Origin of the sequence: Streptomyces sp. NPDC060198 (assembly GCF_042728415.1) — a bacterium.
GTDB lineage: Bacteria > Actinomycetota > Actinomycetes > Streptomycetales > Streptomycetaceae > Streptomyces.
Window position 1 is genome coordinate 25,985 of the sequence record NZ_JBHWZJ010000020.1, and the last position, 15,337, is coordinate 41,321.

Sequence of the window (15,337 nt, forward strand, 5' to 3'; positions counted from 1 at the left end):
CCATCCCTGAACGACACGAGGCCAGGCGCGGGGTTGCCGCCCCATCCGCCGGCCGGAACCGGAGCACTCACTTGCGCCCTTCGGCGATACCGCACGCCCCCGTTCAGCGCCCGCGACCGCAGGGGGAGGTGACCACCACCGACGCCCTCCTGACCGTGGAGCAGGCCGCCGACCGCCTCGGCACCGGCGTGCGCTTCATCCGGCGCCTCATTCAGGAGCGCCGCATTCGCTACGTCAAACTCGGCAAGCCCGTACGGATACCCGAGAGCGCCCTCGCCGCGTACATCGAGGAACGCACCGTTCCGACCATCAGCAACGCGCGCTCCCGCTTCGGGAAGGCTGTCTGATGGCGGCCCGCAAGCCGCAGCGGCGGCGTGAATTCGGCACCGTCCGTCAACTCCCCTCCGGGCGCTGGCAGGCGCGATACTGGGCTCCGGACGGGAGTCGACGCACCGCGCCGGAGACCTTCGAGACGCGAACCGACGCCCAGACCTGGCTCACGCTCACGCAGGCGGACATCGAGCGCAAGCACTGGGTGGACCCCGATGCCGGAGCGGTCGACTTCGAGACGTACGCGATGAAGTGGGTCAAGGAGCGTGGACTCTCCGCCACCACGGAGGAGTTGTACCGAAGGCTCCTGCGGCTGCACCTGCTGCCCGAGTTCGCCACGGTGAACCTGGATGCCATCACGCCGCCACGCGTGCGCACCTGGCGGGCCGAGCGGCTGGAGGCGACCGGCGCGACAACCGTCGCCAAGTCCTACCGCCTCCTCAAGGCCATCATGGAGACGGCGGCCGACGACGAGCTGATCCGCCGCAATCCGTGCCGGATCAGGGGCGCTGGCAGTGAGCGGGCCCGAGAACGGCCTACGGCCACCGTCGAACAGGTCGACGCGCTCGCCGACGCCATGGGGCCGAGGTGGCGGCTGATGGTCTACTTCGGTGCCTACGGGCCGATGCGACCGGAGGAGCAGGCCGCCCTTCGGCGGTCCGACGTCACCCTCGAACCGCTCGCGGTGAAGATCCGTGACGCCGCTCCCGAACTGACCACCGGCCGCCGCGTCGAAGGCGACACGAAGTCGGCCGCCGGAAGGCGAACCGTCTTCCTTCCAGCCTTCCTGTACGTCGAGGTGAAGCGCCACCTCGACTGGTACGCCCAGAAGGAATCCGGCGGACTCCTCTTCGTCGGGGAGAAGGGCGCCCCTTTCCGTCGGTCCACCTTCGGCCGCAAGTGGCGCAGGGCCCGCGCCCTGGTCGGCCTGGAGGAGGGCTTCCGCTTCTACGACCTCCGCCACACTGGCCACACCCTGTCCACCCAGTCGGGTGCCACGCTCAAGGACACGATGGTCCGCGCCGGACAGTCCTCGGAGAAGGCGGCGCTGATCTACCAGCACTCCGATGGGGAGCGGCAGCGGGAGGTGGCTGGTGGCATCGACGCCAGGGTGCGAGCTGCCCGCCAGAGGGCGGTCGCCCAGCCGGGGGCGCGCGAAACCTAAAGCCACGGACGGGGCGTGTGGCATCCGCTACATGCCCCGCAGCGGGCGTCCCAAGAAGTAGTCCACTGACTTGCGGTCAATGCCTGTGCCGCCCCGGAGGGCGGGGCCCATCGGGGATTTCCGCACCGAGCGCGGTCTCGACCAGCGCAGGTGGGCTGCCGTTGGCTTTCGCTTCTAGGGATCCGGGCCATCCAGCGGCTTTCCTGATCAGGCCGACGTCGATCGCCACGCGGGTGCTGAAGGTCCCACAGCACCGTGCGCCCCTCGTGCCCCCTTGAATACACGAGCTGGCTGAGATCACCTTTCCTTGGATGTTGTGACAGGGGAGTTGCGGTCGGTCGTGCCCGGCCCAGCCGGAGGGGGAGCAGTGGCGATTAAGTTGGTTTCCGTTTCGCCCGCGCAGGATGAGCTGATCAAAAGGGCGATTGCCCTGGGTGATCGCTATACCAGGACACTGGGGCTTCTCAAGCCCCCTGCCTACCGCAAAGCGGCGGAGGACGGCGGCCTTCTGGCCGCCGTTGAAGGCGTCGAGGTCATCGGCTACGCGCTGTTCGGACTGCCAAAGAGAAGCGCGCGAATTCGACTCGCGCACCTATGCGTAGCGGAAGAGCACCGCGGCCGAGGCATAGGCCGGCAGCTGGTGGAAGGCATCAGGGGAAGGTATCCGCAACGGCTCGGGATCAAGGCCAAGTGCCGACGTGACTACAACCTGAGTGGGATGTGGCGGAGTCTCGGCTTCGTACCGGACGGCGAGGTCCGAGGACGTGGCCGTGACGGCGAGATCTTGGACGGTTGGTGGCTGGACCTCGGCCATCCGGACCTGTTCACGGAGATGGAGAGCGACGCGCTCTTGGTGGTGACGGTTGACCATGGCGTATTCGCTGATCTGCGTGGTCTTACGGACTCAGCTGATGCAGAGGAGTCCCGCGCACTGGAAGCGGGCTGGATGGCGGACCTCATAGAGCTTGCCTACACACCTCAGCTGGTCCACCAGATCCGGGACCTCACGATCACGGCGGAGCGTCAACACCAGCAGGCGGCTCTGTCCGGCCTTCGCAAGCTCTCTCCAGCATCGGCGGCTGTAGATACACGAAGCCGTGAGTTGCTCCAAGCCGCAGCTCAGGCCGTCCCCGAACTGACCGTGGACTCTGGGGTTCGCCTTCGGCTGAGGTATGTGGCCGAAACCTCCTGCGCTGGCCTGCAAGTTCTCGCAACCCGAGACACTTTGCTGAACCGCCTGGCCGATGTGGCCTGGGAGGTTGCTCGCGTCCGTGTCGTCTCACCTTCCACTGTGACGCTGCACGTGGACGAGCTGCGGCAGGCCCAGATGTACCGTCCGGCCGACCTGATGGGGACCGAGTTCCGTTCCGGCGAGGTGGCACCAGGAGGGGAGGAGGAACTGGTCGCCTTCTTCAATCAGACAGGTGGCGACGACGGCTCTGCCTTTGCCGAGCGCCTGCGCGCCTTGGACCAGGGCACGGTCGCATGGCGTCGCGAGCTGCTCCGCGATGGCCAGGGACACCCTGTAGCCCTGTACGCGTGGGCGTTGGACGGACGGACCCTCGTTGTCCCCATACTCCGCACGGCCACTCATCCGCTGGAGGAGACACTGGCCCGCCAGCTTCTCTTCCTGCTCAAGCGTCTCGGTCGAGACAGCGGGGCCGAGATTGTTCGCGTCAGTGATCCGCATCCGTCGGAAGCAGCGAAGTCCGCAGCTGGCGACGATGGATTCTTTGAACGTAGAGGTGAACTCGCCGCTCTCGTTGTGGATGTCTGTGGCACGGCCGCAGAGGTAGGGACGGTGGCAGGCGGCCTTGCTCGCGAACTGGGTGTGGACACCGCCACACTCCAGCCCGGCATCCCAGCCGAGTTGGCCTCCGTGGTGGAGCGGGCGTGGTGGCCGGCGAAGGTGATCGACTCTGAGCTGCCGTCCTTCCTGGTCCCAATCAAGCCGCGCTGGTCGACCGAGCTCTTCAACGTCCCCGCCATGCTCATTCCGCGGAGTGAGAGCCTCGGCATCAGCAGAGAGCATGTGTACTACCGCTCTTCGGGGCGCCGCGGGGAGAGTGTCCCCGCTCGGCTGCTCTGGTACGTCAGCGAGGGCAGCTCGCCAAGCGAAGGCCAGATGGTGGTGGGCAGTTCGCGACTAGACGAGGTACTGATCGACACACCTGACACCCTCTTCTCGAAATTCGAACACCTGGGCGTATATGGTCAGGCGGAGGTCCGAGAGGCTGCTGACGCCTCCGGCCGCGCCATGGCGCTGCGGTTCTCAGATACCGAGATCTTCCCGAAGCCGGTGACGCTGCGACGATTGACCTCGCTGGCCAGGGGGCGAGGGATACCGTGGTCGCCCGGCTCGTTGATCTCGCTGTCCAAGATCAGCGGCGAGCTGTTCCAGGCTGTTTACCAAGAGGGGCACCGAACGACGTGAGCGATCCGGAACGCGCGATGCTGCTGTCCGTCCACCCGCGCTTCGCCAACGCGATTCTGGCGGGCAGCAAGACGGTGGAGGTCCGCCGCCAACGCGTTGCCGCGCCTCCCGGAACGCCAGTCCTGCTCTACGCGACCGCGCCCACCATGGCCCTGGTGGGCATGGCGCGTATCTCTTCGATTCATGTGGCCTCGCCCAAGGAGGTCTGGTCGGCGCATCGCGCCCAGACGGGAATCACCCGACGCGAGTACGACGTCTACATGGACGGGGCCGTCCAGGCGAGTGGGCTGACCTTGGAGGACCCCGTTTCCTTCGACGATCCGGTGCCGCTCAGCGCGCTGCGGGCGGCGGGAACTTTTCACCCGCCGCAGAGCTACCGCTATCTGAGCAGCGCTGACCTACTGCAGGTATCAGAGGCCGGCCCTGCCGTGGGGAGTGCGCTTCGCCGAGTACTGCCAGTTGCGGTTCACGTCTAAGAATCGTCTCAGCCGAGTGAAGCACCGCTCGACGACGTTCCGCCTTGCGGGCAGGCTTGTCGAATGCAGAGTGGCCAGCTTCCCCCGCTCACCCGGCGGGCCCGCTTGGTGATCTACTGCGCGCCCGTACGCGTAACCCTGACGCTGCCTACGCTCCGGGTGTTCCTCGTACGCAGGCGCCAAGAGAGCAAGGGGGACTTGCGGGGAGGCGGTACAGATCCGAGTAGCTCCCACAGCGGACGAGAACCGGTGGCCCACTGGGCGAGGAGATGGCAGTCCACGAGGTGGAGGCCCTGGGAGTCGGCGAACTCCAGAGCAGGCTTGGAGAAGCGGCCGTTGGTGAGCATGACCACGACGTCACCGCCGTGTACTTGGCGGCCTGTGCCGTTGAGGGCGAAAAGGTCGGGCGAGCCGACCGCTGATCCCCGCACGCCGTCTTTGCGATGCTTGCACTGGATCACCCAGCGGCGGCCGTGAGGATCGGTGGCCTTTACGTCAGCTCCCTGGTCGCCGCCCCTACCAACTTGCTGTGCGTCTCGACAGCCATCTCGGTACATCAAGTCTCTTACGGCGTATTCGAACTGGGTGTAGTGCAGGCCATCCAAATGCTCTGCCGAGTATCGGAGCTCCTGTGCTCGGATGGCATCTCGGCGGGCCTCTTTCCTATGCAGGTACACAGCGACGGTACCCATACCCGCTGCCACGATGACCGGAAGTGCGAAGACCCATGGGTGCTCGGCCACCCAAGACGCCACCGACGCGATGAGGCTGGACGTCACCGCACCGACCAGGCCGATCATCAGCAGAAAATGAAGATCGGATCCCTTCTGTTTGCGGGGGCGACTGCTCCGGCGACGCCGGACCGGACGGCGGATCATCGCCCACTCCCTGGGCTGGGAAGGACGATCGGACACGAGACAGTTGGTGTTGGCCGCACGGCAGACTTGTCCCATTCGGGCGGCTTGCTCATGTAGACCCCCGTCGGTTGCTGCTGTGATTGCTGCCGCGGTAACCGGAACTGCCTCGAATGCGTATCGGCGACTGCAGTGACGGTGCTGCCGTCGCCAAGAACGGACACCTCGGATGCGACCGCTCCCAGGATGGGAGTCTTCCGGCGGGCGCCGACTGGAAGATGGGCACGCCTCCTCACCAGGGTTCTGTCCGGCTTCACGTACTGCTCAATCACGGGCACGGCCGTATCCCATCCAGTTGAGCCATGTCTCCTTGCACGACGGCCCCATGAAAACACTCGACACTGACAATGCGTCACGCAACGATTGCCGTAAGTGTTTAATTTGCGCCACTGGCGGGCTGCCCAGGCGGTAGGTCTACAGGTGAGCCCGACCCGTCCTTGGTGGATGTGAACTTGTCGCCCCACGCTTATGTGTGTCGCGGATCACCCGGCGTGCGTCTCGTGCTTTGGGATGGGAGTGTGGGGAGTCGACCCACGTAGTGCGTCGCGCGCCCTCTGGGCTGCGCACCCGCGCAAGGTGGGGCACGCGGAGGGCACGTCACCCACCAAGTGGTCTAGACAACAAGAAAGGCCCCGGTCATTGACCTGGGCCTTCTTCGTGGAGCGGGTGACGAGAATCGAACTCGCGCTCTGAGCTTGGGAAGCTCATGTTCTACCATTAAACTACACCCGCAATGCGCGCCGATGATCGGCTGTGCATGCTCGCACACTGTACCTCATGGCAGGGCCCCGACGAATCCGTCGCGGGTCCTTTCGGTGTTTCGGGGGGCTTGTCGGGGTGTGGGGTGGGTGGGGCGGGGGCGTGGGGTTGACGGGTGTGCGGTGGGCGGGAGTTGGGGCGTAGGTTGGAGCGGAGCGGCGTGTGGAGTGGGTCCTGTTCATCCCCTAATGTGTGGCTTTCTCGTTCGAGGCCAGCTGGTTGGGGAAGGGACTTGATGGAGTCGTTGAAGGCAGTGGAGTCGCTCAAGGTTGCGGAGTCGGTGGAGCGCACGGTCGTCCGTTGCGCGGAGGGGCACGTGTTCGCCACGTCGACGTTCCCGATGCAGCAGCTCGGGTCGGACCGGATCGGTCCCGGGCGGCTGATCCGGTGCCCGCGGTGCGCGCGGCTGCGCAGCTCGGTTCCGGTGGTGCCGGCGAAGCGGTAGCCCGCAAGGCGTACCGGTCCCCGGGAGCGCCAGCCGGCAAAAGCGGTAGCCGGTGAGGCGGTACCCGGGGGTACCCGGGAAGGGATCCGGGAAGAGACCCGGGGCGGGCGGGGGCTGTCGTCGGTGGTGGGGGCAGGCGCGCGGGTGTGGTCCGGTTGGGGCGGGCTCGCGCGTTCTGCGTATCCTCGGATCGTGCTTCTCTCTGACAAAGACCTCCGGAACGAGATCGACAGCGGGCGGGTCGTCATCGACCCGTTCGATCCGTCGATGGTTCAGCCTTCGAGCATCGATGTGCGGCTGGACCGCTACTTCCGGGTGTTCGAGAACCACCGCTACCCCCACATCGACCCCGCGGTCGAGCAGCCCGACCTGACCCGGACGGTCGAGCCGGAGGGGGACGAGCCGTTCATCCTGCACCCCGGTGAGTTCGTGCTCGCGTCGACGTACGAGGTCATCACGCTGCCGGACGACCTGGCCTCGCGGCTGGAGGGCAAGAGCTCGCTCGGGCGGCTCGGGCTCGTGACGCACTCCACGGCCGGGTTCATCGACCCCGGGTTCTCGGGGCACGTGACGCTGGAGCTGTCGAACCTGGCGACGCTGCCGATAAAGCTGTGGCCGGGGATGAAGATCGGGCAGTTGTGCATGTTCCGGCTGACCTCGCCGTCGGAGTTCCCCTACGGTTCGGAGCGGTACGGCTCCCGTTACCAGGGGCAGCGGGGCCCGACGGCCTCGCGTTCGTACCTGAACTTCCACCGGACCCAGGTCTGACAGGTCTGACAGGTCTGACACGAAGGACGCCGAGATGACGGGCATGGCAGCCGCGGAGGACCGGGAGAACCTGACCTACGAGGGATTCGGGCTCGCCGTGCGCGAGCTCGCCCAGGCGGTCGCCGACGACGGGTTCGAGCCCGACGTGGTGCTGAGCATCGCGCGGGGCGGCGTGTTCGTGGCCGGTGGTCTGGCGTACGCGCTGGACTGCAAGAACATCCACCTGGTGAACGTGGAGTTCTACACCGGCGTGGGCACCACCCTGGAGATGCCGGTCATGCTGGCGCCGGTCCCGAACGTCGTGGACTTCACGCGCAAGAAGGTCCTGATCGCCGACGACGTCGCCGACACCGGCAAAACGCTGAAGCTGGTCCGCGACTTCTGCCTGGACCACGTCGCCGAGGTCCGCAGCGCGGTGATCTACGAGAAGCCGCAGTCACTCGTGAAGTGCGAGTACGTGTGGAAGAAGACCGACCGCTGGATCAACTTCCCGTGGAGCGTCGAGAAGCCCGTCGTGCGGCGCACGGGGCAGGTTCTCGACTCCTGAAGAGCCGCCACGCGTGACGAAGGGCCCGGACCGTTTCCCCCCGTCCGGGCCCTTCGTCGTACGAGGTCGTACGAAGTCGTACGCGGCGCCGGGCCGCTCAGATCGTGCCGAGCTTGAGGATGGAGAGCAGGCCGATCAGCTGGATCGCCGAGGCGCCCAGGGCCTTGGGCCACGGCAGGTCGTGGGACTTGCTCACCATCGAGGTGAAGAGCGCTCCGGCGGCCAGCAGGGTGATCCAGCCGACGATCTGGACGAACGAGTTCTCGCCGCCCAGGAAGAGGGCGAAGAGCAGCCGGGGGGCGTCGGTGATCGACATGATCAGCATGGAGAGGCCCACGGTGGGCTGCCATGCTCCGTCGCCGCCGAGCTGGCGGGCCAGAGTGTGGGTCACCGCGCCGAGGACCAGGCCGCCGACGACGAAACCGAGTCCGGTGAAGAGGACGTACGGGACGGCCGTGGAGATGGTGGCGTTGATGGCCTCTTCGCGGGCCTGGTCGAAGCCGAACAGCGCCAGCAGCCCGTAGACGAACGTGACGATCAGGGCGGGGCCCCAGACGGGGTAGTCCCGCATCTGCCAGAACGTCGCGCCCGGCCGCAGCACGATGCCCGACAGCAGGTCCTTCCAGCCCAGGCGCGGTCCGGCCGGCTGGGCCGGGGCGTCGCCCGCCTGGTAGGTGCCGCCGGCGGTGTACGGGTCCTCGCCGACGCTGAATGCCTGCGTGTGCCCCGGGTTGTTCGCGTACGGGTCGTGGCGCGGCGCCTCCTGGTACGGGTCGCCGAAGTACTCCGGCTCACCGTGCCCGCCGGGCTGCTGCTGCCCGCCCGGCTGCTGCGGTCCGCGTCCCTCGTTGCCGCGGGGCGCTCTGGTGTAGCCGCCGCCGTTGCCGTACGGGTCCGCGCGGGGCGTGCCGTACTGCGGCGGGGCGGGGGTGCCGCCTGCCTGCGGCCACTGCTGAGCGCCGTACGGGGGCTGTGGTGCCTGCCCTCCGTACGGCTGCCGCTGCTGCGGTTGCCGCGCTTGCTGCGGTTGTTGCGGGGTGCGGTTGTCCCGGCCGCGTCCGATCCTGAATCCAGCCACGTGATCGAACGTACCTGGTCCCCGGGCCGCCGGGTGCGGGAGCGGGGGGACCGGGACGGCTTTGCGGCTGAGCTGTGACATCCCGTACGGGTATACGGGCCGTCCCCGTACGGGTGAATTCCGGGTGCCGGTGCGTGAGGTGTGTGAAGTACCTGAGGTGGCAGAGGTGTGGGAAGTGCCTGAGGTGCGTGCGGTACGCGAGAAGCGGCCGGTCCTGCCCCCGAGGCAGGTCCGACCGCTTCTCGCTGTGCGGGTGGTGGTGCGTTACGCGGCCGGTTCCGGCTCGGGCTCCGGCTGGGGCTCGGGCTCCGGCTCGACGGGCTTCTTCACGGACTCCAGCAGGAGCTGGGAGACGTCTACGACCTGGATCGACTCCTTGGCCTTGCCGTCGTTCTTCTTGCCGTTGACCGAGTCGGTCAGCATGACGAGGCAGAACGGGCAGGCGGTGGAGACGATGTCCGGGTTGAGGGAGAGGGCCTCGTCGACACGCTCGTTGTTGATGCGCTTGCCGATCCGCTCCTCCATCCACATCCGCGCGCCGCCGGCGCCGCAGCAGAAGCCGCGCTCCTTGTGGCGGTGCATCTCCTCGTTCCGCAGGCCCGGAACGCTTCGGATGATCTCGCGCGGCGGTGTGTAGACCTTGTTGTGACGGCCCAGGTAGCAGGGGTCGTGGTAGGTGATCAGGCCCTCGACCGGGGTCACCGGGACGAGCTTGCCCTCGTCCACCAGGTGCTGGAGCAGCTGGGTGTGGTGGATGACCTCGTACTCGCCGCCGAGCTGCGGGTACTCGTTGGCGATGGTGTTGAAGCAGTGCGGGCAGGTGGCGACGATCTTCTTCGTCGCCTTCGCCTTCTTGGTCGAGTCGTCGTCGTCGTCCTCGCCGAACGCCATGTTCAGCATCGCGACGTTCTCCTGGCCGAGCTGCTGGAAGAGCGGCTCGTTGCCCAGGCGGCGGGCGGAGTCACCGGTGCACTTCTCGTCGCCGCCCATGATCGCGAACTTGACGCCCGCGATGTGGAGCAGCTCGGCGAAGGCCTTGGTGGTCTTCTTCGCCCGGTCCTCCAGGGCGCCGGCGCAGCCGACCCAGTAGAGGTAGTCGACCTCGGTGAGGTCCTCGACGTCCTTGCCGACGATCGGGACCTCGAAGTCGACCTCCTTGGTCCACTCGACGCGCTGCTTCTTGGCGAGCCCCCAGGGGTTGCCCTTCTTCTCCAGGTTCTTGAGCATCGTGCCCGCCTCGGACGGGAACGCGGACTCGATCATCACCTGGTAGCGGCGCATGTCGACGATGTGGTCGATGTGCTCGATGTCGACCGGGCACTGCTCGACGCAGGCACCGCAGGTGGTGCAGGACCAGAGGACGTCCGGGTCGATGACGCCGTTCTCCTCGGCGGTGCCGATCAGCGGGCGCTCGGCCTCGGCGAGAGCGGCGGCCGGGACGTCCTTGAGCTGCTCCTCGGTCGCCTTCCCTTCCATGTCCTTGCCGCCGCCGGCCAGCAGGTACGGCGCCTTGGCGTGCGCGTGGTCGCGCAGGGACATGATCAGCAGCTTCGGGGAGAGCGGCTTGCCGGTGTTCCAGGCGGGGCACTGCGACTGGCAGCGGCCGCACTCGGTGCAGGTGGAGAAGTCGAGGATGCCCTTCCAGGAGAACTGCTCGACCTGGGAGACGCCGAAGACGTCGTCCTCGCCCGGGTCCTCGAAGTCGATCTCCTTGCCGCCGCTGGTCATCGGCTTGAGCTCGCCGAGCGCGACGGCTCCGTCCGCGTTCCGCTTGAACCAGATGTTCGGGAAGGCGAGGAAGCGGTGCCAGGCGACACCCATGTTGGTGTTCAGGCCGACGGTGATCGCCCAGCCCATGGTGACGCCGAGCTTGATCATCGCGGTGAGGTAGACGAGGTTCTGCAGCGTGCCCAGGCTCAGGCCCTTGAACGCGGCGACCAGCGGGTACGAGGCGAAGTACGCGGCCTCGTAGCCGTCCACGTGGTGCAGCGCGCCTTCCAGCCCGCGCAGGGTCATGATCGCGAGGCCGATGACGAGGATGACCGCCTCGACGAAGTACGCCTGGCCCATCTTGGAGCCCGCGAACCGGGACTTGCGGCCCGGACGGGTCGGCAGGTTCAGCTGGCGGATCGCGATGAGGACGAGGATGCCCACCGTCGTCGCGAGTGCGATGAACTCCGTGTACGCCTCGTACGGCAGCCAGCCGCCGAGGACCGGGAGCACCCAGTCGGCCTTGAACAGCTGTCCGTAGGCCGTGACGATGGTCAGACCCAGCGTCAGGAAGCCGACGGCGACGAACCAGTGCGCGACGCCGACGATGCCCCACCGGTTCATCCGGGTGTGGCCGACGAACTCCTTGGCCAGAGTGATCGTGCGGTTCTTGGGGTCGTCGGTGCGGCTGCCCGCGGGGACCGGCTGTCCGAGGCGGACGAACCGGTAGATCTGCGCGACGGCTCGGGAAATGAGCGCAACGCCGACCACGGTCAGCACCAGCGACACGATGATCGCGGCGAGTTGCATGTAAGGGCTCCTCGGGCCTGCGAGGGTGGGATTTTGACACTACTAAGCAGTAACTTAATCAGTCTGTGCTGACCCTATCCACTTATTCCAGCGGGCTGTAGCCGGGTAGCCGGTGATCTGTGTCGCTCAGGCTGCCCTTGGCCCGCCGGGCCGTTCCGCGGAGGGTCGCGCGCACAGGAGTGTGCACGGATTCGGCCAGAATTGCCAGGTCGAGCCCGATTCGCTGGGATTGGGTCCGGCTCAGCGCCAGGGCCTGGGCGTAGTGCAGATCGAGCAGCGCCGTCTCGTTCCAGGGCATCCGGGAGCGGGCGCGCACCTGCGCCAGCCCGGTCAGCCCGGGGCGCAGCTCCAGCCGCCAGTGGCGCGGCCCGCCGTCCAGGAGTCGGGGGTCGTCCGGCGCGAGCGGGGCCGGGCCGACCAGTGACAGCTCCCCGCGGACGACGTGCACCAGCCGGGAGAGAACGTCGAGGCGGAGCCGTCGGGTACGCAGCGACCGCAGGACGAAGGTGCGCCCGCCGAGGCCGGCCCGGGTGCTCCGGTCGACCACGGCGTCGGGGCCGTGCCGTACGGCGAGGGCGAGTGCGGCGGCCAGCAGTACGGGAGCCGCCAGCAGCAGCAGGGCCGAGCCGAGGGTCACGTCCAGCAGTCGTTTGGCCCCGCCGTCGAGGGGCAGGGGCGGTGCCGGTGGTCGTACGGGGAGCCGCGCCGGTGCCCGTACCCCGCCGGGCGGCGGTACGGGCCTTCCGTGCGGTGAGGGTTTCAGGGGCCGGACCGGCCGGGCCGCCTGGAGGGACTGCCACCATGCGCCGCCGCTCTGTCTGTAGCGCCGCTGCCTCGCGTTCCGCATCGCGCCCGCCCGGGTTTCGGAGTTCGGTGGGATCCGGGCCGGTGCGTTTTGACCGGCTCTCGGCATTTTGTGACAGAACGATCCCACGGTGCGATGGTGGGACGGGGGGAGTGGCGCGCGCCGTTTCCCGCGTGTCTCGCCCGGGGTGTGCCAGGCGCCGCGCCAGAGCTTCTCGGAGCCGCGCCCGGGGTCGGGGGCGGGCGGGACCGTGTGGCGGGTGGGGTGTGCGAGGTGGTCGACCGGTGGCCCGGAATGCTGAACACCGCTCTGAGCTGCGCATTCATTACCTGGCGCCTGGGATCGGCACCTAAGTTGAGCCTGCATGACTCAGGTCTGTTGACTCTTCGGCGGGTGTCGTGCATCCTTGAGTCAGATCCGCTCAAGTAGTTCTTCAGGAGGAATCGAAATGGCACGTGCGGTCGGCATCGACCTGGGCACGACTAACTCCGTCGTCAGCGTTCTCGAAGGCGGCGAGCCCACCGTCATCACCAACGCCGAAGGCGCCAGGACCACGCCGTCCGTCGTCGCCTTCGCGAAGAACGGCGAGGTGCTCGTCGGCGAGGTGGCCAAGCGTCAGGCCGTCACCAACGTCGACAGGACCATCCGCTCCGTCAAGCGCCACATGGGCACTGACTGGAAGATCGACCTCGACGGCAAGTCCTTCAACCCGCAGCAGATGAGCGCCTTCATCCTGCAGAAGCTGAAGCGCGACGCCGAGGCGTACCTGGGCGAGAAGGTGACCGACGCGGTCATCACCGTCCCGGCGTACTTCAACGACTCCGAGCGTCAGGCGACGAAGGAGGCCGGTGAGATCGCGGGCCTCAACGTCCTGCGCATCGTCAACGAGCCGACCGCCGCCGCGCTGGCGTACGGCCTCGACAAGGACGACCAGACGATCCTCGTCTTCGACCTCGGTGGCGGCACCTTCGACGTGTCGCTCCTGGAGATCGGTGACGGCGTCGTCGAGGTGAAGGCCACCAACGGTGACAACCACCTCGGTGGTGACGACTGGGACCAGCGCGTCGTCGACCACCTGGTGAAGCAGTTCGCCAACGGCCACGGTGTGGACCTGTCCAAGGACAAGATGGCTCTCCAGCGTCTCCGCGAGGCCGCGGAGAAGGCGAAGATCGAGCTCTCGTCCTCGACCGAGACCACGATCAACCTGCCCTACATCACGGCGTCCGCCGAGGGCCCGCTGCACCTGGACGAGAAGCTCACGCGCTCCCAGTTCCAGCAGCTGACCGCCGACCTGCTGGACCGGTGCAAGAGCCCGTTCCACAACGTCATCAAGGACGCGGGCATCGCGCTCTCCGAGATCGACCACGTCGTTCTCGTCGGTGGCTCGACCCGTATGCCGGCCGTCGCCGAGCTCGTCAAGGAGCTGACCGGTGGCCAGGACGCCAACAAGGGCGTGAACCCGGACGAGGTCGTCGCCATCGGCGCCTCGCTCCAGGCCGGTGTCCTGAAGGGTGAGGTCAAGGACGTCCTGCTCCTCGACGTCACCCCGCTGTCCCTCGGTATCGAGACCAAGGGCGGCATCATGACCAAGCTCATCGAGCGGAACACGACGATCCCGACCAAGCGGTCCGAGATCTTCACCACCGCCGAGGACAACCAGCCCTCCGTGCAGATCCAGGTGTACCAGGGCGAGCGCGAGATCGCGGCGTACAACAAGAAGCTCGGGATGTTCGAGCTGACGGGCCTGCCGCCGGCCCCGCGCGGCGTGCCGCAGATCGAGGTCACCTTCGACATCGACGCCAACGGCATCATGCACGTCGGAGCCAAGGACCTCGGCACCGGCAAGGAGCAGAAGATGACCGTCACCGGTGGCTCCTCGCTGCCGAAGGACGAGGTCAACCGGATGCGCGAAGAGGCCGAGCAGTACGCCGACGAGGACCACCGTCGCCGTGAGGCCGCCGAGACGCGCAATCAGGGCGAGCAGCTCGTCTACCAGACGGAGAAGTTCCTCAAGGACAACGAGGACAAGGTCCCCGGCGACGTCAAGACGGAGGTGGAGACCGCGCTCGGCGAGCTGAAGGAGAAGCTCAAGGGCGAGGACACCGCCGAGATCCGTACGGCCACCGAGAAGGTCGCGGCCGTCTCCCAGAAGCTGGGCCAGGCGATGTACGCCAACGCCCAGGCCGATGGTGCGGCCGCCGGTGAGCCCGGTGCCGAGCAGGCCCGTCCGGCCGACGACGACGTCGTCGACGCCGAGATCGTGGACGACGAGAAGGACAGCAAGGGCGGTGCGGTGTGACGGAGGAGACCCCGGACTTCGAAGAGAAGCCCGACGTCCCTTCCGGCGCCACCTCCGACGACGCCGAGCCGAAGGCCGCCTCCGAGGAGGCGGCCCCGGCCGGGGACGCTGACCAGACCGCAGGTCTGACCGCACAGCTGGACCAGGTACGCACGGCGCTCTCCGAGCGCACCGCGGACCTCCAGCGGCTGCAGGCCGAGTACCAGAACTACCGTCGCCGCGTCGAGCGGGACCGGGTCACGGTCAAGGAGATCGCCTCGGCGAACCTCCTGACCGAGCTCCTCCCCGTCCTCGACGACGTCGGCCGGGCCCGCGAGCACGGCGAGCTCGTCGGCGGCTTCAAGTCGGTGGCCGACTCCCTGGAGTCGATCGTCACCAAGCTGGGTCTCCAGCAGTTCGGCGAGGAGGGCGAGCCCTTCGACCCGACGATCCACGAAGCCCTGATGCACAGCTACGCGCCGGACGTCACGGAGACGACCTGCGTGGCGATCCTGCAGCCGGGGTACCGCTTCGGCGAGCGCACCATCCGCCCCGCGCGGGTCGCCGTCGCGGAGCCGCAGCCGGGCGCCACGCCCGCGGCGGCCAAGGAAGAGAAGGCAGACGACGAGGAGAGCGGTGGAGGTGTACAACAGGGCCACCTCCGAGAGCGGCCGCTGTCTGCACAACGAGCTGTACTGGCGCGGCGCCGACTGGTGGGGCGCCGGACCCGGCGCGCACAGCCACGTCGGCGGCGTGCGGTGGTGGAACGTCAAGCACCCCGGCGCGTATGCGGGGGCGCTGGCGGGCGGGGGGTCGCC

General features: G+C 67.7%; 12 protein-coding genes, 1 tRNA gene and 2 pseudogenes. 10 read left to right on the forward strand and 5 right to left on the reverse strand.

The window, feature by feature from the left end; translation table 11 throughout:
* The first annotated feature begins 128 nt into the window (after positions 1-128).
* From ACFWEP_RS05170 to ACFWEP_RS05185, 4 genes are all read left to right on the forward strand, one after another.
* The gene (locus ACFWEP_RS05170; RefSeq protein ID WP_328720395.1) at positions 129-347 is read left to right on the forward strand and encodes a helix-turn-helix domain-containing protein; all 219 of its coding nucleotides are present in this window, start codon (positions 129-131) and stop codon (positions 345-347) included.
* Positions 347-1,495, forward strand: a complete 1,149-nt coding sequence (locus tag ACFWEP_RS05175) for a tyrosine-type recombinase/integrase (protein WP_387365792.1) — start codon at positions 347-349, stop codon at positions 1,493-1,495. The genes ACFWEP_RS05170 and ACFWEP_RS05175 overlap by 1 nt, the downstream gene beginning before the upstream one ends.
* A gap of 367 nt (positions 1,496-1,862) precedes the next feature.
* Positions 1,863-3,929: a GNAT family N-acetyltransferase gene (locus tag ACFWEP_RS05180; RefSeq protein WP_387365794.1), complete on the forward strand. Its 2,067-nt coding sequence runs from the start codon at positions 1,863-1,865 to the stop codon at positions 3,927-3,929.
* Positions 3,926-4,405 carry an ASCH domain-containing protein gene (locus ACFWEP_RS05185; protein WP_387365797.1) on the forward strand — a complete coding sequence of 160 codons (480 nt, stop codon included), beginning with the start codon at positions 3,926-3,928 and terminating at the stop codon, positions 4,403-4,405. Before ACFWEP_RS05180 ends, ACFWEP_RS05185 begins: the two co-directional genes overlap by 4 nt.
* A gap of 113 nt (positions 4,406-4,518) precedes the next feature.
* Here the strand turns inward: ACFWEP_RS05185 and ACFWEP_RS05190 are convergent, their stop codons facing one another.
* Positions 4,519-5,358, reverse strand: a complete 840-nt coding sequence (locus ACFWEP_RS05190) for a restriction endonuclease (protein WP_387365800.1) — start codon at positions 5,356-5,358, stop codon at positions 4,519-4,521.
* 619 nt (positions 5,359-5,977) lie between these two features.
* A tRNA-Gly gene (locus tag ACFWEP_RS05195) sits at positions 5,978-6,051 on the reverse strand.
* A 262-nt stretch (positions 6,052-6,313) separates the two neighbouring features.
* On the opposite strand from ACFWEP_RS05195, the gene ACFWEP_RS05200 reads away from it, so the two are divergent.
* The 3 genes from ACFWEP_RS05200 to ACFWEP_RS05210 all read left to right on the forward strand — a co-directional run bounded on the left by ACFWEP_RS05200 (position 6,314) and on the right by ACFWEP_RS05210 (position 7,838).
* The gene (locus ACFWEP_RS05200; protein WP_387365803.1) at positions 6,314-6,523 is read left to right on the forward strand and encodes a hypothetical protein; all 210 of its coding nucleotides are present in this window, start codon (positions 6,314-6,316) and stop codon (positions 6,521-6,523) included.
* Positions 6,524-6,715: 192 nt separating this feature from the next.
* Positions 6,716-7,291 (forward strand): dCTP deaminase, encoded by a 576-nt coding sequence (dcd, locus tag ACFWEP_RS05205; protein WP_386887743.1) that lies wholly within the window; start codon positions 6,716-6,718, stop codon positions 7,289-7,291.
* 43 nt (positions 7,292-7,334) lie between these two features.
* Positions 7,335-7,838 carry a phosphoribosyltransferase gene (locus tag ACFWEP_RS05210; RefSeq protein WP_387365824.1) on the forward strand — a complete coding sequence of 168 codons (504 nt, stop codon included), beginning with the start codon at positions 7,335-7,337 and terminating at the stop codon, positions 7,836-7,838.
* Positions 7,839-7,935: 97 nt separating this feature from the next.
* Here ACFWEP_RS05210 and ACFWEP_RS05215 read toward each other — a convergent pair whose 3' ends face one another.
* The 3 genes from ACFWEP_RS05215 to ACFWEP_RS05225 form a co-directional block, all read right to left on the reverse strand.
* Positions 7,936-8,916, reverse strand: coding sequence for a Yip1 family protein (locus ACFWEP_RS05215; RefSeq protein WP_387365806.1), 981 nt, complete (start codon positions 8,914-8,916; stop codon positions 7,936-7,938).
* Between the two features lie 264 nt (positions 8,917-9,180).
* Positions 9,181-11,436 (reverse strand): (Fe-S)-binding protein, encoded by a 2,256-nt coding sequence (locus ACFWEP_RS05220; protein WP_387365809.1) that lies wholly within the window; start codon positions 11,434-11,436, stop codon positions 9,181-9,183.
* An 82-nt stretch (positions 11,437-11,518) separates the two neighbouring features.
* Entirely contained in the window at positions 11,519-12,073 is a 555-nt protein-coding gene (locus tag ACFWEP_RS05225) for a sugar transferase (protein ID WP_387365812.1), read from the reverse strand.
* A 616-nt stretch (positions 12,074-12,689) separates the two neighbouring features.
* On the opposite strand from ACFWEP_RS05225, the gene dnaK reads away from it, so the two are divergent.
* From dnaK to ACFWEP_RS05240, 3 genes and pseudogenes are all read left to right on the forward strand, one after another.
* On the forward strand, positions 12,690-14,540 hold the full coding sequence (gene dnaK / locus ACFWEP_RS05230) for a molecular chaperone DnaK (protein ID WP_387365815.1): 1,851 nt from the start codon (positions 12,690-12,692) through the stop codon (positions 14,538-14,540).
* Positions 14,537-15,113 (forward strand): annotated as a pseudogene (gene grpE / locus ACFWEP_RS05235) (nucleotide exchange factor GrpE); the annotation flags it as partial. The gene dnaK and the pseudogene grpE, both read left to right, overlap by 4 nt.
* Positions 15,114-15,158: 45 nt before the next feature.
* A pseudogene (locus tag ACFWEP_RS05240) lies at positions 15,159-15,337 on the forward strand (coproporphyrinogen III oxidase); the annotation flags it as partial.

Excerpts from the sequence above, each read along its gene's own strand:
- ACFWEP_RS05175 (WP_387365792.1), top strand. The coding sequence starts at position 347 with ATGGCGGCCCGCAAGCCGCAGCGGCGGCGTGAATTCGGCACCGTCCGT.
- ACFWEP_RS05190 (WP_387365800.1), bottom strand. The coding sequence starts at position 5,358 with ATGGGACAAGTCTGCCGTGCGGCCAACACCAACTGTCTCGTGTCCGAT.
- ACFWEP_RS05200 (WP_387365803.1), top strand. The coding sequence starts at position 6,314 with ATGGAGTCGTTGAAGGCAGTGGAGTCGCTCAAGGTTGCGGAGTCGGTG.
- ACFWEP_RS05210 (WP_387365824.1), top strand. The coding sequence starts at position 7,335 with ATGGCAGCCGCGGAGGACCGGGAGAACCTGACCTACGAGGGATTCGGG.
- ACFWEP_RS05220 (WP_387365809.1), bottom strand. The coding sequence starts at position 11,436 with ATGCAACTCGCCGCGATCATCGTGTCGCTGGTGCTGACCGTGGTCGGC.
- dnaK (WP_387365815.1), top strand. The coding sequence starts at position 12,690 with ATGGCACGTGCGGTCGGCATCGACCTGGGCACGACTAACTCCGTCGTC.